General features: G+C 68.8%; 21 protein-coding genes and 2 pseudogenes. 15 read left to right on the forward strand and 8 right to left on the reverse strand.

What is annotated here, in order from left to right:
* Positions 1-228: 228 nt before the first annotated feature.
* From JW364_RS09590 to JW364_RS09615, 6 genes are all read left to right on the forward strand, one after another.
* Positions 229-1,086 carry a rhodanese-related sulfurtransferase gene (locus JW364_RS09590; RefSeq protein WP_065631073.1) on the forward strand — a complete coding sequence of 286 codons (858 nt, stop codon included), beginning with the start codon at positions 229-231 and terminating at the stop codon, positions 1,084-1,086.
* Complete coding sequence (locus tag JW364_RS09595; protein ID WP_065631072.1) at positions 1,086-2,144, forward strand: GTP-binding protein; 1,059 nt, start codon at positions 1,086-1,088, stop codon at positions 2,142-2,144. The genes JW364_RS09590 and JW364_RS09595 overlap by 1 nt, the downstream gene beginning before the upstream one ends.
* A 197-nt stretch (positions 2,145-2,341) precedes the next feature.
* Positions 2,342-3,364 carry an N-acetylmuramoyl-L-alanine amidase gene (locus JW364_RS09600; RefSeq protein ID WP_137810933.1) on the forward strand — a complete coding sequence of 341 codons (1,023 nt, stop codon included), beginning with the start codon at positions 2,342-2,344 and terminating at the stop codon, positions 3,362-3,364.
* Positions 3,365-3,447: 83 nt separating this feature from the next.
* Positions 3,448-4,371, forward strand: a complete 924-nt coding sequence (locus JW364_RS09605; protein ID WP_137810926.1) for an SDR family oxidoreductase — start codon at positions 3,448-3,450, stop codon at positions 4,369-4,371.
* Entirely contained in the window at positions 4,368-5,165 is a 798-nt protein-coding gene (locus JW364_RS09610) for a fructosamine kinase family protein (protein ID WP_137810925.1), read from the forward strand. Before JW364_RS09605 ends, JW364_RS09610 begins: the two co-directional genes overlap by 4 nt.
* Positions 5,166-5,185: 20 nt before the next feature.
* Entirely contained in the window at positions 5,186-5,770 is a 585-nt protein-coding gene (locus JW364_RS09615) for a nucleosidase (RefSeq protein ID WP_137810924.1), read from the forward strand.
* A 3-nt stretch (positions 5,771-5,773) separates the two neighbouring features.
* Here the strand turns inward: JW364_RS09615 and JW364_RS09620 are convergent, their stop codons facing one another.
* The 4 genes from JW364_RS09620 to JW364_RS09635 all read right to left on the reverse strand — a co-directional run bounded on the left by JW364_RS09620 (position 5,774) and on the right by JW364_RS09635 (position 10,252).
* Positions 5,774-6,673, reverse strand: coding sequence for a DUF6542 domain-containing protein (locus tag JW364_RS09620; RefSeq protein WP_137810923.1), 900 nt, complete (start codon positions 6,671-6,673; stop codon positions 5,774-5,776).
* A gap of 4 nt (positions 6,674-6,677) precedes the next feature.
* Complete coding sequence (locus JW364_RS09625) at positions 6,678-7,931, reverse strand: DNA recombination protein RmuC (RefSeq protein ID WP_065631090.1); 1,254 nt, start codon at positions 7,929-7,931, stop codon at positions 6,678-6,680.
* 57 nt (positions 7,932-7,988) lie between these two features.
* Entirely contained in the window at positions 7,989-8,615 is a 627-nt protein-coding gene (locus JW364_RS09630; protein WP_065631066.1) for a methylated-DNA--[protein]-cysteine S-methyltransferase, read from the reverse strand.
* Between the two features lie 83 nt (positions 8,616-8,698).
* The gene (locus JW364_RS09635) at positions 8,699-10,252 is read right to left on the reverse strand and encodes a DNA-3-methyladenine glycosylase 2 family protein (RefSeq protein WP_205333531.1); all 1,554 of its coding nucleotides are present in this window, start codon (positions 10,250-10,252) and stop codon (positions 8,699-8,701) included.
* Positions 10,253-10,370: 118 nt separating this feature from the next.
* Here JW364_RS09635 and JW364_RS09640 point away from each other — a divergent pair, with 118 nt between their 5' ends.
* The 5 genes from JW364_RS09640 to JW364_RS09660 all read left to right on the forward strand — a co-directional run bounded on the left by JW364_RS09640 (position 10,371) and on the right by JW364_RS09660 (position 14,306).
* Positions 10,371-10,709: a hypothetical protein gene (locus JW364_RS09640; protein ID WP_226513736.1), complete on the forward strand. Its 339-nt coding sequence runs from the start codon at positions 10,371-10,373 to the stop codon at positions 10,707-10,709.
* An 84-nt stretch (positions 10,710-10,793) separates the two neighbouring features.
* Entirely contained in the window at positions 10,794-12,092 is a 1,299-nt protein-coding gene (locus JW364_RS09645) for an AI-2E family transporter (RefSeq protein WP_065631088.1), read from the forward strand.
* A gap of 57 nt (positions 12,093-12,149) precedes the next feature.
* Positions 12,150-13,229 carry a redox-regulated ATPase YchF gene (gene ychF, locus JW364_RS09650; protein ID WP_137810921.1) on the forward strand — a complete coding sequence of 360 codons (1,080 nt, stop codon included), beginning with the start codon at positions 12,150-12,152 and terminating at the stop codon, positions 13,227-13,229.
* A 7-nt stretch (positions 13,230-13,236) separates the two neighbouring features.
* The gene (locus JW364_RS09655; RefSeq protein WP_137810920.1) at positions 13,237-13,728 is read left to right on the forward strand and encodes a peptide-methionine (S)-S-oxide reductase; all 492 of its coding nucleotides are present in this window, start codon (positions 13,237-13,239) and stop codon (positions 13,726-13,728) included.
* A gap of 140 nt (positions 13,729-13,868) precedes the next feature.
* Positions 13,869-14,306, forward strand: coding sequence for a VOC family protein (locus tag JW364_RS09660; protein WP_137810919.1), 438 nt, complete (start codon positions 13,869-13,871; stop codon positions 14,304-14,306).
* 16 nt (positions 14,307-14,322) lie between these two features.
* On the opposite strand, the gene JW364_RS09665 is transcribed toward JW364_RS09660, so the two are convergent.
* On the reverse strand, positions 14,323-15,681 hold the full coding sequence (locus JW364_RS09665; protein ID WP_065631061.1) for a S1C family serine protease: 1,359 nt from the start codon (positions 15,679-15,681) through the stop codon (positions 14,323-14,325).
* Positions 15,682-15,815: 134 nt separating this feature from the next.
* Between JW364_RS09665 and JW364_RS09670 the strand changes: the two genes are divergently transcribed.
* The 3 genes and pseudogenes from JW364_RS09670 (at position 15,816) to JW364_RS09680 (ending at position 18,390) form a co-directional block, all read left to right on the forward strand.
* Complete coding sequence (locus JW364_RS09670; protein WP_249356560.1) at positions 15,816-16,457, forward strand: GNAT family N-acetyltransferase; 642 nt, start codon at positions 15,816-15,818, stop codon at positions 16,455-16,457.
* A gap of 23 nt (positions 16,458-16,480) precedes the next feature.
* Positions 16,481-17,031: pseudogene (locus tag JW364_RS09675) on the forward strand (putative immunity protein).
* Between the two features lie 375 nt (positions 17,032-17,406).
* Positions 17,407-18,390, forward strand: a pseudogene (locus tag JW364_RS09680) (arabinofuranosidase).
* A 204-nt stretch (positions 18,391-18,594) separates the two neighbouring features.
* Here the strand turns inward: JW364_RS09680 and JW364_RS09685 are convergent.
* Positions 18,595-19,566 (reverse strand): isopenicillin N synthase family oxygenase, encoded by a 972-nt coding sequence (locus tag JW364_RS09685; protein ID WP_068970053.1) that lies wholly within the window; start codon positions 19,564-19,566, stop codon positions 18,595-18,597.
* Positions 19,563-20,063 (reverse strand): nucleoside deaminase, encoded by a 501-nt coding sequence (locus tag JW364_RS09690; protein ID WP_058252482.1) that lies wholly within the window; start codon positions 20,061-20,063, stop codon positions 19,563-19,565. The genes JW364_RS09685 and JW364_RS09690 overlap by 4 nt, the downstream gene beginning before the upstream one ends.
* Positions 20,064-20,151: 88 nt before the next feature.
* On the opposite strand from JW364_RS09690, the gene JW364_RS09695 reads away from it, so the two are divergent.
* The gene (locus JW364_RS09695; RefSeq protein WP_068970054.1) at positions 20,152-21,744 is read left to right on the forward strand and encodes a PucR family transcriptional regulator; all 1,593 of its coding nucleotides are present in this window, start codon (positions 20,152-20,154) and stop codon (positions 21,742-21,744) included.
* On the opposite strand, the gene cynS is transcribed toward JW364_RS09695, so the two are convergent.
* Positions 21,732-22,184 carry a cyanase gene (gene cynS, locus JW364_RS09700; protein ID WP_068970055.1) on the reverse strand — a complete coding sequence of 151 codons (453 nt, stop codon included), beginning with the start codon at positions 22,182-22,184 and terminating at the stop codon, positions 21,732-21,734. The genes JW364_RS09695 and cynS overlap by 13 nt on opposite strands.
* Positions 22,185-22,264: the final 80 nt, after the last annotated feature.

The following is a 22,264-nucleotide window of genomic DNA, read 5'->3' on the forward strand; positions in this document are numbered from 1 at the left end:
GATGTCGTCGACGAGGACTCGATTTCGGTCACCGTCGACAACTCGTCGGTGGGCGGAATGACGATTCGGGACGGGCCGGAGTCCGACGGCAGGGAGCATCCGGCGAGTGCGACCGAAACGGTCAGAGTCCCGATTGCCGCGGTTGCGCAGATCACGCGCAGGAATCGGCGGTCGCGGGACCGTGATGTGGATTCGGGGCGGGGTCGCCGATTTCCGTACCCTTGCACTGTGCCGACCCCCAAGATCGTCCTGTTCTACGTCTTCGTTCCGCTGCCCGATCCCGAGGCCATCCGGTTGTGGCAGCTGGCGGTGTGCGAGTCGCTCGGGGTCCGGGGCAGGATCATCGTGTCACGCCACGGGATCAACAGCACCGTCGGTGGCGACATCGCCGCGGTCAAACGCTACGTCAGGACGACCCGCGCGTACCCCGGGTTCGCGGGGGCGGACATCAAATGGTCCGACGGCACGGGCCGGGACTTCCCGCGGTTGAGCGTGCGCGTCCGGCCCGAGATCGTGACCTTCGGGGTTCCGGACGAGATCGAGGTCGACGAGAACGGGGTCGTCGGCACCGGAACCCGGCTGAGTCCGGAGCAGGTGCACGAGCTCGTGGACGCCCGCGGCGACGACGTGGTCTTCTTCGACGGGCGCAACGAGATCGAGGCCGAGGTCGGGCGATTCGCCGGCGCGGTCACGACCAAGGCGCGCACCACCCGGGACTTCGTGCCGTTGATCGAGAGCGGCGCGTTCGATCACCTCAAGGACCGGCCGATCGTCACGTACTGCACGGGCGGCGTGCGCTGCGAGGTCCTCAGCACGGTGATGCGGAACCGCGGGTTCGCCGAGGTCTACCAGCTCGACGGTGGCATCGTGCGTTACGGCGAGCGGTACGGCGACGACGGGCTCTGGCAGGGTTCGCTCTACGTCTTCGACGACCGCATGGGCGTGGAGTTCTCCGACCACGCGGAGGTGCTCGGCCGCTGCGTCGAATGCCGTCGTCCGACGAGCAATGTCGCCAATCACCCCGATCGGGACGGCCGCGACCTCGCCGTGATCTGTGCGGACTGTCTGGAACCCGGCCGCCGGTGATGAGCGCTGCGAAGACCCCCGATCGCCGCGGTCCGGTTCCGGTCGTCGTGGTGGCCGGGTATCTGGGTTCGGGAAAGACGACACTGCTCAATCATCTGTTGCGGTCTGCCGGGCGCACCGGCACCCGTCTGGGCGTGCTGGTCAACGACTTCGGCAAGGTGAACATCGACGCGCTGCTCGTCTCGGCGCAGGCGGACGGCACGGTGAGCCTCGGGAACGGGTGCATGTGCTGCACCGTCGACGCCGACGGCCTCGCGAACGCGCTCACCTCGCTGGTTCGTCCGAGCGCTGGGATCGACGCCATCGTGATCGAGGCGAGCGGGATCGCCGAACCCAAAGCGCTCATCCGGATGGTGACGTCGGTGGCGGACGCCCGACTCCGCTACGGCGGACTGGTCTATGTGGTCGACGCCGCGCACGTCGAGGAGGTGCGCGGTACGCATCCGGAGCTGGACTCGCACGTCGCGATCGCCGACCTCGTGCTCGTCAACAAGGTCGACCTGATCCCGGATGAGTCCCGGCGCGTCGTCGAAGAGCTTGTCGCACAACTCAATGCGACCGCACCGCGGGTGGCGACCCGGAATGCCGCGATCGATCCGGCGCTCCTGTTCGATGTCGTTCAGCGCGACGTCGCGCAGGCTCGGTCCGGCCAGATGGCTTTCGACGAGTTGCTGCTCGACGACGCGGGTCACGCTGACCACGAGCATCTGCACGCTGAATACGAGTCGGTGTCGTTCTCCAGTGACCGGCCGATGGATCCGCGGCGCCTGGCGCGATTTCTCGAACGTCCGCCCAATGGGTGTTTCCGGATCAAGGGAATCGTCCATTTCGACGTACCGAGGCATCGGCAGCGGTTCGTCGTGCACGGAGTCGGCGGCTTCGTGCGCGTGATGCGCGAATCCTGGGAAGGGCGGCGTCCGGCCACCGAACTCGTCGCGATCGGGCGCGGTCTCGACGAGGCGGCCGTGCGCGCCGAGCTGGAGGCCGCCGTCGCCCGACCGGAGGACGCTGCGGACGAGAACGGCATCCTCGGAATCCTGCGGCACCTGACGGACTGACCCGCGACACGCTCGACACGCCGATCGGAGAGGTCACAGCTCCCTAACGAAATGCCGTTCTCCCAGGACGACCATTTCGGAATCCCGCATTCGTTTGTTTCACTGTTATGTCTGTGACCAGTGTGACCAGTGGTACTCAACGGGAGGGAGTGAGGCAAGTGACCAGCGCCTCGGCGCGTCGCGGCCTCGACAGCGCAATGTTCCGAAAGACGACAGCCCAACGCCTTGCCACGATCGGCTTCGCCATGGTGGCCGCCACGTCGATGGCGGTCGCCTCGAACGTGGTCGCGGCACCCGCCGAAGCGGCCCCCGCCCGCGGGACGGCACTGGCGGGGAAGACGATCTTCCTCGACCCCGGTCACCAGGCCTCGGCCGCCGGTCACGACCTCAGGGCACAGGTGCCGGACGGGCGCGGTGGCAAGAAGGACTGCCAGACCAGCGGTGCGTCCGGTGTGAACGGCGCCAAGGAGCACACGGTCAACTGGCAGATCGGGCAACTCGTGAAGGCCGGCCTCGAGAGCCAGGGGGCTCGTGTGGTCCTGAGCAGGCCGGACGACACCGGGTGGGGCGGTTGTGTGGACGAACGCGCCGCCGCGGCCAGTCGCTCCGGAGCCGCGGTCGCGGTCAGCCTGCATGCCGACTCGACGGCGCGGGGAGCCGACGAGTCCAAGAAGGGCTTCCACATGATCGTGCCGTCGCTGCCGGTCCCGGATGCCACCGTCGACCGCGTGCAGTCCGGCGAGGGACGCAAGGCCTCGACCACGATGCGCGACGCCTTCGTCAAGGCCGGGTTCCCCTCGGCGAACTACGCCGGCGTCCGCGACGGGATCCAGACCCGTCCCGACATCGCCGCGGTGAACCTGACCAAGGTCCCGGCGGTGTTCATCGAGATGGGCAACCTCGCCAACCCCGGTGAGGCCAAGGCGCTTGCCGGCCGGGACGGTCAGGTCAAGTACGCCATGGCGATCACCGACGGAATCCTGAACTACGTCAACGGGAACGCCGCGACCGGAGCGGGCCCGGCGCCGTCGGTGCCGACGGACGACGCCAGCGGACTGTCCTCGGTCATCCCCTTCGTCGAGCAGCTCCTCGCCACCGAGGACCCCGAAGCCGTGGCGCGGCTGCTGATGACCCAGGGCCAGGACGTGTCCGCACAAGTGCTCAAGGCGATGCTGACCATCGTCTACGCGCTCTTCGACGGGAAACTGCCGATCGGCTGACGTCGCCGGCGCGCGGCCCGATCCGGCGTGGGCGATCCGTCGATTGGCTGAGGTCCGCCGCGGCGGACGGCTAACCTCGCGTCATGGGTCTCAAAGAGCTGCTGTTCATGGACACCCCGGTGCCGTCGCTGCGTGGCCGCAAGGTCCTCATCACCGGCGCGGCGAGCGGAATCGGCAGGGCCACCGCCCAGGCCGCCGCCGCCCGGGGCGCCGAACTGGTGCTCACCGACCTGCACGCGGATCAGCTCGACGAGGTCGTCGCGGCCATCACCGCGGCCGACGGAACGGTCCTCTACCACGTGGCCGGGGACGTCTCGGACTTCGACTGGGTGGCCGGGTTCGCCCGCCAGGTGGACGCCGAGGTCGGCGTCATGGACGTGGTGATGAACATCGCCGGGATCTCGGCGTGGGGAACGGTGGAGGATCTCGAACACCGGCACTGGCGGAAGCTGGTCGACGTCAACCTGATGGGGCCGATCCACATCATCGAAAGCTTTGTGCCGCAGATGATCCGACGGGGGCGCGGTGGACACATCGTGAACGTCTCCTCGGCCGCCGGACTGCTGGCGCTGCCCTGGCACGCCGCATACAGCGCCAGCAAGTTCGGGCTGCGGGGCGTGTCGGAGGTTCTTCGATTCGATCTGCGGCGTCACGGGATCGGGGTGTCCCTGGTATGCCCCGGCGGGGTGGACACGCCACTGGTCGACTCCGTGGAGATCGTCGGCATCGACCGCGAGAACCCGCGGGTCAAGGCCGCCATCAACGGATTTCACAAGGTCGCGGTGTCGCCCGACGTGGCGGCGGCGGCGATCCTGACCGGGATTCGCAAGAACCGCTTCATGGTCTACACCTCGTTCGACATCCGGTTCGGGTACTGGTGGGCGCGAAAGTTCGCACTGCCGTATGAGATCGCGATGCGAGTCGCCAACGATCGTTTCGACCGGCTCGCGCGAGTGAGTGCGAAGAGTCTCGAGGCGACGGCGACCGACGAGCATTCCTCCCGGTGAGTCCCGCCTTCACCAAGACGCTGCGCCAGAGCGGCCCGCGGGGCGGTCATCCTGACTTCTTCGCGGCCGAAGCCGCCGGGTTGCGCTGGCTGTCGGCGTCGGGAGCGCCTGTCGTACAGGTGATCTCGGTGAGCGAAGACGCCATCGAACTCGAACGTCTCGAACGCGGTCGGCCATCGCCCGGAGCGGCACGGGAGTTCGGGGTCGCGCTCGCTCGGATGCACGACGGGGGCGCCCCGCAGTTCGGTTCCCCGCCTGCTGACGCGGACGGAACACCGTTCTCCGGTCAGCTGTTCATCGGTCGCCGAGAGTTGAGCTCGGTCGAATACCGGTCGTGGGGTGAGTTCTATGTCCGGGAACGGGTGGAACCGTATCTGGCCCCGGCACGCGCGGCCGGGAACCTCACGACCGAGGACGAGGACGCGGTCCGCGACGCATGTGCCCTGATCGCGGACGGCGTGTTCGACGACGACGAGGGGCCGGCACGCATCCACGGCGACCTCTGGAACGGGAATGTGATGTGGACTCCGCGGGGCGTGGTGATGATCGACCCGGCTGCGCACGGCGGTCATCGGGAGACCGATCTGGCGATGCTCGCATTGTTCGGGTGCCCGCACCTCGATGCGGTCCTCGACGGCTATCGAGACGCGCACCCGCTCGTCCCCGGCTGGCAGGAGCGCGTCGACGTCCACCAACTGCATCCGCTCGCCGTGCACGCGGCCGGCCACGGACCCGGATACGGCTCGTCGCTGGGCCGCGCGGCGCGGGCGTCCGCCGCGCTCGCCCGCGGCTGACACACGCCATAATCGTCGGCGTGACTCACAACGCGCTGCCCCGACCCGGTGTCCTCGTCGTCTCGGCGACGCGGGCCGAGGCCAGACATGTGCCGCCCGGGATGCGGGTGCTCGTGACGGGCATCGGCAAGGTGCGCGCGACGATGGCGCTGAGCCGGGAACTCGCCGGCGGGGCGCCGGTCTCCGAGGTCATCAACATCGGTACCGCGGGGGCCCTGCGCGACGGTGTGAGCGGCGACGCCGAGTTGGGTCTGTTCCTCCCGTCGGCCGTGCTCGAGCACGACATCAGCAGCACCGAACTACGGGCGATGGGTTACGAGATGACCGACCGCTGGGAGCTACCCGGCGGCGACGGAACGGTGTTGGCGTCCGGGGACACCTTCGTCGCGGATCCGGTTCGTCGGCGCGAACTCGCCCAGCATGCCCACCTCGTCGACATGGAGGGATGCGCGGTCGCCCACGTGAGTGCTGAGTTCGGCGTGCCCTGCCGCCTGATCAAGGCGGTCACCGACAACGCGGACGAGGGTGCGATGGAGTGGCCCGCGCTCGTGGACGCCGCAGCGCGTCGGCTGGGGCGTTGGCTGGAACGCAACGTCGCGAGCTGAGGCTCAGGACCGCGTGTCGGCGACTCCGGCCGGGGGGATGTCGGTTGCCGACTCGTACGTCGGGATGTCCGGGCGTCGCGGCGCGGGCGTGGCGTCCGACGGCGTGAGGTCGGGGGCCGCGAGGTCGGCGACCGTCGGTCGCCGTGCGCCCGTTGCGGTACGAGAACCCTTCGTCGCCGAGCGGGACGTCGCGGACGGCCGGTCCGGAGCGCCGGTCGAACGCGGTTTCGCCCGCGATCCCGGCGCGGCCTTGGTCGAGGAGGACTGCGCTGCCGATCGGTTCTTCTCGGGAGACGCCGACGGGGGCTCGGTGGCGGTTCCGGACGAACCGGCTCCCTTGGCGCGACGATGCGTTGCCGCGCGGCCCGAGGGCCGGTCGGCGTCGCCGCTCCCGGCCGCGGACCTGCTCGGGGGCGTCCGGCCCGCCTTGTCGCGACTCGGGGCCCGGCGTTTCGCCGGCTCGGCGGCCTCGCGGGTCAGGAACCATCGGGCGAGCACGATCCCCAGGGTCACGAGGAACGTCGTCAACATCCAGGGGAAGTCCGCCGCGATGGGGAGCAGGACATTGAAGACGAGGCTCTTCAGCCCCGACGACGCCTGCTCGGAATTGAGGCCGTACAGCGTGACGATGCTGACGAAGAAGGCGATGAGCGGGGGCTGCGCGGCGGCGGTGAACAGGGCACGACGACGCACCGCCAGCGCGGCGATCACACATCCGACGAGGTAGCAGAACTTGTAGATCGACCCCAGCGAATCGTTGCTGCCGGCGTCGATGGCCGCACCGAGGCCCGTGATCCCGGTGGCCAGGAGAACGGCGCCCCACCACGGCACACCGCGGACCGCGGGCAGTACCGACTGCTGGTCCAGTGGTACCGCGGTTTGGAGACGTTGCGGGGAAGGCACATGGTCACGGTACCGGGTCCTCGACAGAAATCGTTTCACCCCCGGACCGGGGCGTCGATGCCGCCTCCGGCGCCGTCCCAGGCCGGGCGGTCGGCCCCGCCGGGCGGCAGGTGTCGTGGATCACCGGTGGTCGTGGGGCGTCCGGGACATCGCCCAGCGCGTCGAGCTCGGCCAGCCGGCGTGCGGTGACGCCGAGGCGACTGTCCACCGAACCGATCGTCGAGTTGTAGGCGTCGACCGTGCGCTGCAGCGACGTGCCGAGGGTGCCGAGGTGAGTGAGCACCCCGGTGAGCCGCTGATGGAGCTGCAGACCGAGATCATGGATGACCGCGGCGTCGCGAGCCATCGCATCGTGACGCCATCCCAGTGCGACGGTCCGTAGCAATGCGATGAGGGTGGTCGGGGTGGCGATGACGACGTTGCGTGCGAAGCCGAACTCGAGGAGATCGGGGTCGGTGCGGGCGGCGGCTTCCAGGACGACGTCGCCGGGCACGAACAGCACCACCATCTCCGGTGTGTTGTCGAAGGCGGACCAGTAGGACTTCGCAGACAGTCGTGCGATGTGCGCGCGCAGGGCGCGAGCATGTTCGCGGATGAGTTTGTCGCGAACGGACGTGTCGGTGGCCTCGGCCGCCCGCAGGTAGGCGTCGAGGGGCACCTTGGCGTCCACGACGATGTCGCGGCCGCCGGCGAGGTGGACGACGAGGTCCGGCCGCAGCGTCGTGGCACCCCGGCCGTTTCCCGAACCGTTCGGATCGGAGGGGTCGGTGACCGACACCTGGGTGCTGAAGTCGCAGTGCTTGGTCATGCCGGCGAGCTCGACCACGCGCTCGAGCTGGACCTCACCCCATCGGCCGCGGGCGTGGGGGCTGTGCAACGCGTTGGCGAGCTGGCGGGTCTGGTCGTTGAGCGCGATCGACGCCGAGTGGATCCCGCGCACCTGCTCGGTCAGTCCGGCGTACGCGCCGATCCGGTTGTTCTCGACCCGGCGCAGTTCGTCGGCGAGCTGGGCGAGGTTGGCGCGCAACGGCTCGACGATGTGCGCAACCGAACTGCCGATCGCCGACGACTGCCGGCGTGCCGCGTCCTCGGTGGCCCACGACAACGAGGACGCGACGTCGTCGCGGGCGGCGCGCAGCATCTCCACCTCGGCGCGAGCCGCCGCCACGGTCGCGGCACTGCGAGCGGCGTGCGCCCACCAGCCCAGGGCGATCCCCAGGGCGAGGCCGACGACGAACGAGAGGGCGGCAGCAGTCATGTCGTCGATGGTGTCGGACACCCCCGACAAGTTCGGCCGGACCGCGGGCGACGGGCACTATCGGTCGTCGGAACCGCTCCGCTCGTCCGGGCCGCTCCGCGCGCCGGCCTCGAAGTCGAGCAGCCACTGCTTGGTGGGCAGGCCGTAGCGGAAACCGCCGAGGCTTCCGTCGCTGCGCTTCACCCGGTGGCAGGGCACGAACAGGGCAGCCGCGTTGCGCGCGCAGGCGGCTGCCGCGGCCCGGACCGCCGCCGGCTGACCGGCCAGTTCGGCGAAGCGGGTGTAGGTGACGGGGTTCCCGGCCTCGACCAGGCGCAGGGCGTCCCAGGCCGGACCGAGGAAGGTCCCGCCGGAACGTTGGACGACCGGAATCCGCGACGGCGCGGCGAGATCGCCGTCGTAGTACGCCGACACGGCGTCGGTGATGGTGCCGAGCGCGGCGGACGGCTGGATCGATTCCGGTCGTAGCGCGCGGTGGACGAGCGCCGTCAGGTAGGCGGGATCGTCGGTCCACCCCGACGCCAGGACCCGGTGGTCGGGATCGGCGACGACGGTGAACGCCCCGTTGGGAGTGGTGACGGTGGCGTAGCCGCCGACTGTCGTTGTGTGGCCGATGGATTGGGCACTCCCCGGTTCAGGGGTGTCGGGCCCGGAGGTGGCGGGGGTGGTGGCCGGTGCGGACATTGTCGCTCCTTGCGGATCGCTGGGATGTGATCGGAGAAGGGATCGCTACGAGATGCCGGTCATCGGAGTCTGCTCACCGCTCGTCACACGGCCTGTCCGGCGGCGTCGAGTCGGTGTCGCCACAGGTGCATGGTCGCGTACGAGCGCCACGGCGCCCAGTGCCGCGTGTCCCGCAGATCGATCCCGAGGTCGGCGGCAGCCCGGACGACCACGAGGTCGTTCGTGAGCAGGACGTCGGGATCGCCGGTGACTCGCATCGTGACGATGTCGGCGGTCCAGGGGCCGATGCCGGGCAACTCGAGAAGCTGGGCACGAAGATCAGACGCATCGACCCCCACATGCGGTTCCACCCGACCTTCGGCGAGTGCCGCCGCGACGTCGATCACGGCATCGATCCGCCGCCGCGGGCCGCGGAGGACCTCGTGTCCACGGGCGGCGATGACACCCGGCGTCGGGAAGGACTTCGACGCCGGACCGTCGACTGTCGTCGCCGTCTCGGACGGGGTGGCGAAGGCGTCGCCGACCGGTTCGCCGAGGGCCTCGACGAGCCGGTTCACCTGGTTGCGCGCGGCGGCGAGACTCACCTGCTGACCGAGCATGGTCCGGATGATCGTCTCGGCCGGGTCGAGGCTGCCGGGCGCACGGAGGCCCGGCGCCTGGCGCAGCAGCCGCTGCATCGTGGCGTCGGCGGCCAGTGCGTCCTCGGCCGCGGTGATGTCGGCGTCGAGGTCGAGCAGACGCCGGATCCGGTTGACCGCGACCCCCACGTCACGCATGTCCAGTCCGTGAAGGGCGACGACGGCGTGGTCGTCCTGCGGCTCCACCTCCGCCGACGCCGTTCGGTGGGGTAGGGCGAGGACCCGGCGGTAACGCCAGCCGTGCGGACTGTCCGGGGCGTCGACGACGGATTCGACCCCGGCCACGGCGTGCGCGTCCAGGAACCAGCGCATCCATGGCCAGCGATAGGGCGCGCGGAACGGCAGGCGCAGGGTGACGCTTCCCGGGGCGGAATCGGTGCCGATCGCATCCTTCCTGCGGCTGTGCAGGCGTCGAAGCTCGGTGGGGGTGAGTCCGAAAACGGCGCGGACGGTGTCGTTGAACTGGCGCACGCTGGCGAATCCGGCGGCGAACGCGACGTCGGTCATCGGCATCGTCGTGCACTGGATGAGCACGCGGGCGTTGGTGGCGCGAATTGCTCGGGCGAGCGCGAGCGGCCCGGCTCCGAGATGCCGGGTCAGCACGCGGGTGAGGTGCCGGGGTGAATACCTCAGACGCGCCGCGAGTCCGTCGACCCCTTCGCGCTCGACGACGCCGTCGGCGATGAGCCGCATCGCGCGAGCCGCCATGTCGGCGTTGATGTTCCACAGCGGGGACCCCGGAACGGCGTCGGGTGCGCAGCGTCGGCAAGCACGGAAACCCTGCTGCTGGGCGGCCGCCGCGGTGAGGACGAACGCCACGTTGGCGGGCCGGGGGGTCTGTGCCGGACACGACGGACGGCAGTAGATGCCGGTGGTGCGGACCGTCACGAAGAACTGACCGTCGACGCGGGCGTCGCGGGCCTGCACTGCGCGATAACACCGGTCGAAGTCCGGCGCGAAACCCCCGGTGTCGGGTTCTGTTGCGGTGCCTGTGCTCACCCGTCCACTGTGTCATCCGTCGACGTCCCGGTCTGGCGGGAATCGGACATCGCGACGGCATCCCACTGAGCGGACGAAAAGTGTGATCTGGGTTACATGTCTGTGGCAGCATGGCGCCATGACCACCCGGTTCGATGGCCGCCGCAGAAGTCGGCACGACGACCAGTCCCTGTCCGGACTCCCCGCGTGGGGGCTGGAGATGATGATGGGCCTCTACGGCCCGGAGACGATCAGGCGTGCCTGCGCCGAGGAAACCGAGCTCGGCATCACGGCGCGGACCGAGCGGGTCGCCCCGGCCGCCGGATGCGCTCCGTCGTCGGCCGAGCCCCCGCCGCGATCGGACGCCGGGCCAGCCGGGCGCGACGACACCCCGGTCGTCTTCAACCAGGTCGACGCTGAACTCGAGGCCATCAACTCGCTGGTTCGCTACCTCGGACGGAAATTCCGCCGCCGCTGATCATGTCGTCGGACGGACCACATGTTCGTACGACCGTCGCCGCGTCGATGTCGCATTGTCATGCCGATGTGTGAGGATCCTCGGGTGACCGACAGCTCGGACGATCAGCGCGCGGACGACTCGTCCGCCGACGCAAGACCAGACACCACCAAGGTCGGTGCCGACGCCGTCCTCGGCGGCGATGCGGTGCTCGGCGGCGGTGAGAAGACGTATCCGACCCGGCTCCAGGTGATGATGACCGGCCTGCGGTCGTGCGCGACGGTCGGCGCGCAGATCGTGTTGGTGGCCGCCGCGCTGTGGGTGCTGTTCTGGTTGCTCGGCAAGTTCTGGGTGATCCTGTTGCCGGTCCTCCTGGCCATCATCGCGTGCACGATCCTGTGGCCGCCGGTGCGGTGGATGCGCAACAAGGGCGTGCCGGCCGCCGCGGCGTCGTTCCTGATGATGCTCATCGGACTGGGTGTGTTCGCCGGTGTGATCGGGCTGATCGTCCCGTCGGTCGTCGACCAGGCGCCCGAACTGGCGAGCCGTGCGACCGATGGTGTGGAGCGTCTGCAGGACTGGGTGCAGGGTCCGCCGCTGAACGTCGACGACCAGCAGCTCGACAACATGGTCAGCACCATCACCGACCGACTGCAGTCGAGCGCGTCGACCATCGCGGCCGGTGTGTTCAGCGGCGTCGGAACGGCGACGTCGCTGCTGATCACGATGTTCACCTCGCTCGTGCTCGTGTTCTTCTTCCTCAAGGACGGTCCGAAGTTCGTGCCGTGGCTCGACCGCACCGTCGGCAAGCCCTCGGGCAACCACCTCGGTGAGGTGCTGACCCGCATGTGGAACAGCCTCGGCGGCTTCATCCGCACACAGGCGATCGTGAGTTTCGTCGACGCCGCGCTGATCGGTCTCGGTCTGTTCATCCTGGGCGTCCCGTTGGCGTCTGTGCTGGTGGTCATCACCTTCCTCGGCGGATTCATCCCGATCGTGGGTGCCTTCGTCGCCGGCGCGCTCGCGGTGTTGATCGCACTCGTGTCCAACGGTCTGACCACGGCCCTGATCGTGCTGGGCATCATCCTCGCGGTGCAGCAACTCGAGGGGAACGTGCTCCAGCCGTGGTTGCAGTCGAAGTCGATGGATCTGCACGCGGTGATCGTGCTGCTGTCGGTGACCTTGGGCGGCACGTTGTTCGGCATCACCGGCGCGTTCCTCGCGGTTCCCGCCGTGGCCTCGCTCGCCGTGGTGCTCCGCTACCTGAACGAGCAGATCGCCGAGCGGGCCGGCGAGTCGTTGCCACCCGCGAACACACCGGTCACGACCCAGGTCGGTGTTCCGAACGATGACCCGCCGAAGGATCCCCCGAACCCGGTGAAGGGGTTGCTCGACCGGGACTGACTCCTCGGACCGACGCCCCGCCGGGCGTCGCGCTGCCTGCCGATAGACTGGGCGCCCGTGAGTCTCACCCTGGGAATCGTCGGTCTGCCCAACGTCGGTAAGTCGACCCTGTTCAATGCCCTGACCCGTAACGACGTCCTCGCGGCGAACTACCCGTTCGCGACGATCGAGCCGAACGTCGGCGTGGTCGAACTGCCGGACAGCCGCCTGGGCCGCCTCGCAGAGATCTTCGGCAGCGAGCGGATCCTGCCCGCCACCGTGTCCTTCGTCGACATCGCCGGCATCGTGAAGGGTGCGTCGGAAGGTGAGGGCATGGGCAACCAGTTCCTCGCCAACATCCGCGAAGCCGACGCCATCTGCCAGGTGGTCCGGGTCTTCGACGACGGTGACGTCATCCACGTCGACGGTCGCGTCGATCCCTTCGCCGACATCGAGGTCATCGAGACTGAGCTGATCCTGGCCGACATGCAGACGCTCGAGAAGGCCATCCCGCGTCTGGAGAAAGACGCGCGCAAGAACAAGGACCTGGCCGAGACCCTCGCTGCCGCCAAAAAGGCGCAGGAGATCCTCGACACCGGCAAAACACTGTTCTCGCAGAAGGATTCGTTCGACCTGGCGTCGGTGCGCGAGCTGCACCTGATGACCGCGAAGCCGTTCCTCTATGTCTTCAACTCCGACGAGGGTGTGCTCACCGACGACGCCCGTAAGGCGGAGCTGCGCGCCGCCGTCGCACCCGCCGACGCTGTGTTCCTCGACGCCAAGGTCGAGAGCGAACTCCTCGAACTCGACGAGGAGGACGCCCAGGAGCTGCTCGACTCGATCGGGCAGGACGAGCCGGGCCTGACCTCGTTGGCGCGCGCCGGTTTTCACACCTTGGGCCTGCAGACCTACCTCACGGCCGGCCCCAAGGAATCCCGTGCCTGGACCATCCACCAGGGCGACACCGCGCCCAAGGCGGCCGGTGTCATCCACACCGACTTCGAAAAGGGCTTCATCAAGGCCGAGATCGTCTCGTTCGACGACCTCGACGCCGCCGGCTCGATGGCCGCGGCCAAGTCCGCCGGCAAGGTGCGCATGGAGGGCAAGGACTACGTCATGAAAGACGGTGACGTCGTCGAGTTCCGGTTCAACGTCTAGACAAGCGATGACGTCCGTGCCGCCGAACGAGGAGCTCTACCTCGCGGGCGGTTGCCTGTGGGGTGTGCAGGCATTCGTCGCGACGCTGCCGGGTGTGACCTTCACCGAGGCCGGCCGGGCCAACGGCACGAGCCATACCCTCGACGGTGAGTACGACGGCTACGCCGAATGCGTGCGGACCCGGTTCGATCCGGCTGTCGTGAGCGTCGACCAGTTGGTCTCGCACCTCTTCGAGATCATCGATCCGTACAGCGTGAACCGACAGGGGCCCGACGTCGGCGAGAAGTACCGCACCGGTGTGTATTCCGACCGGCCGGAGCACCTCGAACATGCGCGAGCCTTCATCGGTGCGCGGGCCGACGCGGATCGCATCGCCGTCGAGGTGCTTCCGCTGTTGAACTATGTGCGCAGTGCCGACGAGCACCAGGATCGGCTCGCACGGTATCCGGAGAGCGCGTGCCACCTCCCGCATGAGCTCTTGACGAAGTACCGCGACTGACGGTTCAGCAGTAGGTATCCCTCAGCGATACCTACTGCTGAACCCTCCGCGCCGAGTGCCCGACCATCCACGGCCGGCCGGCCGTGCACGGTCTCGCGACACGCTCATGGCCGTCGCCCATCGTTGCTAGCGTGACCTCCATGCCCATCACACTCGAGAACGTCGCCATCGCCGTGCGTGACCTCGACGCCGCGATCGCCTTCTTCACCGACCTCGGTCTCGACGTCATCGGCCGGGACACGGTCCGCGGGGAGTGGGCCGACACGGCGGTCGGGCTCGACGGCAACCACGTGGAGATGGCGATGCTGCAGACCCCCGACGGTCACGGGCGGCTCGAACTCTTCGAGTACATCCATCCCGAGGCCATCGAGACGCCACCCACGCAGCCCAACGACATCGGGATGCACCGGGTGGCGTTCTCGGTCGACGACATCGACGAGGCCCTCGAGGTGGCGGCACGGCACGGGTGTCATCCCGTGCGCGGCGTCGCCACCTACGAGGACGTGTACAAACTGACCTACGTGCGCGGGCCGAGCGACATCCTCGTCATGTTCGCCCAACGACTCTCGCCGGGCTGATCCGGCGCAGCTCGGGTCACGGGTTCTGACCGAAGGGGTTGCCGCCGAACGGCAACGGGGAACCGCCCGATCCGCTGCCGGATTCCGGCACCGTCGTCTCCTGCTCGTCGACGGCACTGCCCAGCTTCACCTGGACCGTCCGGGCACCCGAACCGGAACCGATGGTCACCGGCACGGTCTCACCCGGCTCGTGGGTGAGGATCTGCGCCATCAGGTCGGCGTAGTCGGAGACGGTGGTGTCCCCGACCTTGGTGATGACGTCGCCCTGCCGGATACCCGCATCTGCCGCGGGCCCGCCACGCTGCACCGACGAGACGGTCGCGCCCTCGGTCCGGTCGCCCGCCGACAGTGAACCCGACACTCCCATCACGGGTTTGGTTGCCTGACCGTCCTGCAACAGTTGGTTGGCGATGCGCTTGGCGGTGTTGATCGGGATCGCGAAACCCAACCCGAAGGACTGCGGCCCACCGGACGCGGCCTGGCCGGTGTCCACCGCCGAATTGACCGCGATCACCTGCCCCTGCAGATTCACCAGTGGCCCACCGGAATTGCCGGGGTTGATGGGGGTGTCGGTCTGCAGACCGTTGTACACGGTGAGCGACGAACCACTGGTGTCGCCGGCGGTCACCGTCCGCGACAGCGCGCTGACGATGCCGGACGTCACCGTGTTGGTCAGGCTGTCCGGGCTGCCGACGGCGACCACCTGCTGGCCGACCTTCAGCGCATCCGAATCACCGAGTGCCGCCGGGGTCAATCCCGACGCACCCTCGAGCTTGATGACCGCGAGATCGTACGACGGGGCGTTCCCGGTGACGGTGGCGTTGTGCTGATGCCCGTCGCCGGTGGTGACGACGATCGTGCTGCCGGAGCCGGCCCCGGCGACGACGTGGTGGTTCGTCAGGACGTAACCGTCGGGGGAGAGGACGATACCGCTGCCCACCGCCGTGCCGTTCGCGGTCTGGACCTTGATGTCGGCCGTCGACTTCGACGCCACGCTCGCGGCATACGTCACCGAACCGGGTTGCGCGTCGGCGGCGTTGGCCGCGGCGGCCGGTTGCGAGTTGAGGATCGGTACCGACGCGGCGTCGTGCCCGAGCAGCGAACTGCCTCCCATGCCGACGGCGCCGCCGAGCAGTCCCGCGAGGAGCGCGGTGACGATGATCGGCTTCGTCACGCCGGCCCGCTGCCGCGCGACCGGAGGAGGCGGCGGGGGTGAGACGAATGGCGGCGGGGTGGCCTGCGGGTTCATCGCCCAGGGCCCGGGCGGCGGCACCGGTCCGCGCGGCGGCGCAAAGGGTTCGGTGATCGGGTCGTGGTCGTCGTCGGGCATGGGGGTCTGGGGCGTGTTCACGGCACCACGATGCCTGCGCCTCATGTGAACAGGGCTACGGAAATCCTGCGGATTTGCTGACAAGCTCGACGCGGACTCTCAGGTGTCTCTGACCTGTCCACTGCGGATTTCCCGCGCCACGAGATATCAGTGTCGACCGAATGTGGTTCCGCGGTAATGTGACCCGCCGACCACCCGCATCCGACTCAACCCTCGAGGACAGTGACATTTCCATCGACCACGCGATCATCGCGGATCTCGACGATGCCGCCGGCACTCTCGCCGCCGCTTTCGACGCCTATCCCTGGACTCGATGGTCCATTCCCGAGGACGGCTATCGGGAACGGTTGCACCGACTACAACGGATGTATCTGGGATACGCCTTCGACCACGGTGTCGTGCTGGTCACCACGGACCGGTGCGGCGTGATCGCCCTGCTGCCCCCGGATGTGCCGGAGCCGGATGGACAGTTTCAGGCCGAAGCGGCCGCCCTGCACGGCGATCGGCTGGCCGCGGTCGCCCGGGCCGAGACCCCTGCGCACCCGGCAGGCGCATGGAACCTGGCGACACTCGGAGTCCACCCGGACCGCCAGGGCAAGGGGCTGGGAAGCGCGCTGGTCCGCGCCGGACTCGCCGCGGTCGACGACAGGACTCCTCCTCCGGGTGCGTGCGTCGCGCTCGAGACCTCCGACGATCGCAATGTGATGATCTACGAACGTCGCGGGTTCGTCGTCACCGCAACGACTCCGGTCGACACGAGCCTCGTCGTCCATTCGATGCTCCGCGATCCGGATGGCGGCGGGTTGTCGGCGACCGTGTGAGGACACTGCTAGCGTTCCGGCCGATGGCAGACTTCGAGTTGACCGATGACGACTTGCGGGTCGTCGTGCGTTGTGCGACCGAGTGGGCCGAAGAAGTGCTGCCGGTCTTCGAGCGAACGCGGCCCGACGACCCGCGTCCCCGCGCGGCCATCGAGGCGGCCCGGGAATCGCCGCCGGCGCACGCAGATCGACGCGACAGCGGACGGCGGCCTTCGCAGCGCATCGGGCCGCGAAGGACGCGCAGTCGGAGACCGCTCGACTGGCCGCCCAAGCCGCGGGCGACGCAGCGGCGGCGGCATATCTGCATCCGATCGCGAAAGCGCACCAGGTCGGTCACATCCTGCGGGCCGCGGTGAACCGGGTATACATCGCCGAACTCGACAGCGGCGGAGACCCGACGGTGGGGAACGAGATGATCGTGGCCGTGTGCAACCGGACACCACCCGAGCTCATCGATGTGCTGTGTCGGTACCCGGAACCGGGGGTCGGCGCATCGCGGGCGGCCCGCCTGATGGCCGAACTCGACAGCCGGTTGCGGGCGTCGGGCAGACGGACGACTGGGACGCCTGACTGAGACGAGTGGCCGCTCGCGCACATCAAATCCCCTGTGCAGGAACGGTTTTTGTTGATCATTCGCCTGACAAACGACATGTCGCATGACATGGTGTTGCCTGGCCGATGTGCGCAGTCGAGCTCGTCGGCCTTCCAGTTGGCACATGTCGAAAGGTCTCCAGTGTCCTCGTCTGAACTCGGTCTCACCATGTTGTTCGCCTTCATCGGTCCGCTCCTGGCGCTCTACGCCAACGGCAGCTAGGGGTACGGCGATTCGTCGAACCCGGTGATCGTCACCGGCCGCACGGATTCGCCCTGGCGATCCGTGCGGCCGGAACCGACGACCTTCCGGGTGAAAGTTGCACATCGTGCGCCGTTCGTCGTCGATTCTGCATCGGTGACTCCTTCCAGACGAACCGTCCTCGCCGCGGCGATCGTGGTCCTGCTCGCGGTGGCCGGGCTGCTCGTCCCGACGCCGGCGAGCAGTGCCGCCGCGCCCTCGGGTTGGCGGTACACGATGGTCGCGTTCAGCAATGCGAGTGCGCGCGACATGGACGTGTACGAGTCCTCCGACGGCCTCGAGTACACCCTGGTGCGCAGGTCCGCGTACCGGCCGCCGACGGGCTATGTCCGGGATGCGAGCATCTTCCGGCACACCGACGGCTGGTATTACGTGACGTAGACGACCGCCGACGGGGCCAGCATCGGGTTCGCGCGCAGCCGCGACCGCGTCAACTGGAACTTCCTGTACAACTGGCCGGTGCCGCTGTGCTGTGCGTTCCTGCCGGGGACCGGTGTCGGCAAGGGATTCGGCTCGAGCGGGTCAGGTTCGCCCGGCTCGTCCGGGTCGGCGGGTTCGAGTGACGGTCCGTCGTTGTCGCCGTTCACGACCAAGGCTTGGGCGCCCGAATGGTTCGTGGAGGGTGGCCGGGTCAACGTGATCCTGTCGATGTCAACCGGTGGTGGTTTCGTCCCCTACGTGATGACGGCGCTCGATCCCGGGCTGCGGATGTGGAGTCCGCCCGTGCCGATGTTGAGCATCGGCGCCGACCACGTCGACACCACGGTCATCAAGGTCGGGCCGACTTATCATGCGTTCACCAAGAACGAGACGCGAAAGTTCATCGAGCATGCGGTCTCGGGCTCGCTGTTCGGGCCCTACCGGTTCGTGCCGCCGGGCAACTGGGGTCGTCTCGTCGAGGGTCCCGCCGTCGTCCAGCTACCGAACGGCGCCTGGCGGATGTACCTCGACGCCTACCGGAACGGCCGATACCTCTACTCCGACAGCACCGATGGGATGCGCACCTGGTCGCCGGTGAAACAGATCCCGGGCATCTCCGGGACGGTCCGCCACGTGGGCGTGATGCGCGAGCGCGCCTGACGGCGACGGGTCCGCACGCACCGCTTTGCAGGCGGGGTCTGGCGCTACGCGCGATTCGCGTCCCGCTCAACAGGATCGAAGGGAATATTGCCCTTCGATCCTGCTCACGGGGATGGAATTTTCCCCCGGCCGGCCGCCGGCTGAGGTGCGAGCGAAGCGAGCAGGGGGTTATGCGTTTCATTCGAATTAGTGGAGGGCCAGGTCTCAGCCGACGGTGATGGCGTCGAGGCGCTGTCGGATGAAGTCCCCGGACACCACCGGTTCGAGTCCGGCGCGGCGGCCCACGGGTGGGGCGACGGGGGAGACGAGGGCGTCGTGATCGAGTTCGTAGAAGAAGATCAGCGAGACGAGGTCTTCGGCGGGTGCGTCGGGTTGCGGTGGCAGGACGCGGTGCCGGCCCGCGGGCCAGCGCCCGGCCGACCAGTACTCGAGGATGTCCCCGATGTTGACGGTCAGGGCGTCGGGGTTCCACGGTGCGTCGGCCCACCCCGATTGCTCGCTGTAGACCTGTAATCCGCCGGCGCCGGGTTCGCGGTCGAGGATGGTGACGGTGCCGAAGTCGGTGTGCGGTCCGATGCGGAACTGGCCGGGTTCGGGGGTTCCGACGTCGTGCAGCGGCGGGTAGTGGTTGATGTTGGACGACCACGTCGGCGTCGACGCGAGGTCGCGGAACGGATTGTCCGGGCCGACGAGGCCGAGTGCGGCGGCCATCAGCGCCAGCAGGTCGTCGGACAGCCGCCGCATCTGAGACGTCCACGCCGTGAACAGTTCTCGGAGTTCGGGCGTCTCTGCCGGCCACACGTCGGGGGCGAACCAGTACCCGTCGATCTCGGGTATGCCCACCGGCGTCTGCGCACCGGAGGTGAACGACTCCTTCAGGTCCGGCGGGGTCTCGGTGCCCTCGGCGAAACCGTTGGCCTCCTTGCCGGGACCGATCCAACCGCGGCCGCCGACACCGGCGGAGTACCGGCTCTTGACGTCGGCTGGGACAGCGAAGAACCGACGGGCCGCCGCGCGAAGGGAGGTCGGCAACTCGGGATCGAGTCCGTGCCCGGTGACGAGCAGGAACCCGGCCTGCTGCAGGGATTCATCGACAGCGGCGCAGACCCGTTGCGCGGCAGCACCTCCGGCCTGCCACTCCCGAAGGTCGACGGTGAGTACCGGGCTGTCGGTCATGACATCTCCACGTTCTCGTCGGCCGGGGCGACCCCGATGTCCTCGTTCCACACCGCAGGATTGGCCGCGATGTACGACGACATCATCTCCGCGCACCGCTCGTCGTCGAGCACGATGACCTCGACACCGTGCTCACGCAACCAGTCCTCTCCGCCGTAGAACGAGGTGTTTTCGCCGATGACGACCGTGCCGATGCCGAACTGGCGGATGAGGCCGGAGCAGTACCAGCACGGCGACAGGGTCGTCACCATGATCGTCGGCCCGTAATCCCGTTGCCGCCCCGCGGCGCGGAATGCATCGGTCTCGCCGTGCGCCGACGGATCGTCGGCCTGCACGCGCCGATTGTGGCCCGCGCCGAGCAGCGTGCCGTCGGCCGCGAAGAGGGCCGCGCCGATCGGGATGCCGCCCTCGTCGAGGCTCGTCCGTGCCTCCCGGTAGGCGACGTCGAGCATCCCGGACACGTCGAGACCGGCATGGCCGGGCAGCGAGATCGTCATGCTTCGAGAGTGCCGGGTGGCTCCGACGGTGACAACTGACAGATCGTCGTACTGCGGCCGAGGCCGCCGGTGCATATTGTCTTCGTCCATGACGCTCGATCGACCCCCGACGGATACCGCCACCCCGACGCTTCGGGAGATCCTCGACGACCACCTGGCGGTCGCCGAGCCGCGGGTTCTGAGCGGCCACGAACGTCTCGACGCACCCGTGCGGTGGGTGCATTCGAGCGAGATCTACGAGATCGGGCCGCTGCTCACCGGCGGCGAGTTGCTGCTCACGACGGGGCTCGGTCTGCGCGGACTCGATGCCGGCACCCGCAAGCACTATGTGCAGGACCTGTCGCAGCGCGGGGTCGCGGCGGTCGCGATCGAAGTGGGTCGGACGTTCGAGGCGGTACCCGAGGAGATGGTGCGGGCGGGATCGGCGGTCCGGCTGCCGATCATCGAACTCCGGGCGGTGGTCCCCTTCATCGACGTGTGCCGAGCGGTCAACACCGCGATCGCCGCCCGCGAGGTCGACGAGTTACGAGTCCGCTCGACTCTCGTGGAGTCACTCCACGACGACCTGGCGGCCGGTGCCGGGGTCGCGCCCATGCTCGGCCATGTGGCCGAAACCCTGCATGCGCCTGTCGTTCTCGTGTCCACATCCGGGGCGCTGCTGTCCGCGCACGGCGTCGACGACGACTCGGCGGCGTGGCGGGTCGTCGACCGGGCCGTATCGGAGGCCACGGTCCACAGCAAGGGACGTCCGATCGCCCGGCTGATCGTGGGCGAGCGCACCGACGCCGGCCCGGTCCCGTTCGCGCAGAGTCTGTTGCGTGCGGCCGCCGGTCCGGTGGCGGTCGGCCTGACCCGGACCGGGGTCCGGGGTTCGGCCCTGGCCGCGCGGCTCGTCGAAGACCTGGTCGACGCCAGACCGATGCGACCCGCGGATCTGCGGGCACGCCTGGCCGCCGCGGGGGTGTCCGTGGGGGCGCCCACCGTGGTGGTGCCCCTTGCGGCGGAGGCCCCCGACCCGCGGATGGCCGATGCCGCGGTCGCCGGCGCCGAGCTGGATTCGGTGGCACGCAGCATCGTCGACGCCACGCTCTACGCTCTGGCCGCGGTGCCGGCCGGGGGAGGAGAGGGCGCCACCGACCCGGTCGACCGGGTGGCGTCCTCGTTGACACGGCAGGGCAACCGAATCGGACGCACCACGGTCGTCGTCGGAAACCCCTGTGTCATCGACGATGTCGGGCCCGGCGCGGATGTGGCGTCCGTCCTCTCCGCCTCATTGCGCCGATGCGGGCGGCAACTCGGGCTCGCGGCGTCCACCGCCGCGGGCCTCGGGACGGGACGACGGGTGTTCACCTCGCGCGAACTCCTCGTCGACGAGGCGATCGGTGCGCTGGATCCCGCTCTTCGGACGGAGCTGCGGTCCCTGGTGGAACCACTCGTCGCGGCCGATGGACGCTCCTCGTCGGACCTCGTCCGGACCCTGGCGGTGCACCTGGCGCACGGCTGCAGCGCGACGCGGTCGGCTGCGGCGCTCCACATCGGCAGGCAGAGCCTCTATCAGCGGCTCGAACGGATCCGGACGGTCCTCGGTTTCGACCCCACCGACCCGGCCGTCTACGCGTCGACGATGCTGGCCCTGCGTTCGGTGACCCGCGAGGTTCACCAGGTGGCTCACCAGTTGTAGTCGAGGAACTTCCCGTCGAAGGTCACGACCACGCGGTCGCCGTTCGGGTCGGGCCGGCGTCGGATGTCGATGTTGAAGTTGATGGCGCTCATGATGCCGTCGCCGAACTCCTCGTGGATGAGTGCCTTCAGCGCGGGCCCGTAGACGTCGAGCGCCTCGTAGAAGCGGTAGATGGTGGGGTCGCTCGTCGCCGCCTCGTCGGGTGTACGCGTCGGCTGTTGCCGCAGACTCTCGGCGACGCCCTCGCCGAGGCCGAGCAGTTCCACCACGGCGGTGGCCTTCGTGGCCGGGACCGGATGTTTGCCCAGCAGCGCAGCGACGGTCCAGACCAACGGGGCGTCGATATTCTCGGCAATTGTCGCCCACGTCAGTCCCTGGCGAATCCGCGCGGCGTTGATCAGCTCTGCGGCATCGGTTTTCGGCATGATCGGGGTGGTCATCGTCATCTCCATCGATAGTGTTGGACCACACCCACATTGCCCATCGGCGGGCACGATGCCAAGTCGAGTCAGCGACTTTC

It is taken from the genome of Gordonia sp. BP-119 (genome assembly GCF_016924115.1).
Lineage (GTDB): Bacteria > Actinomycetota > Actinomycetes > Mycobacteriales > Mycobacteriaceae > Gordonia > Gordonia hongkongensis.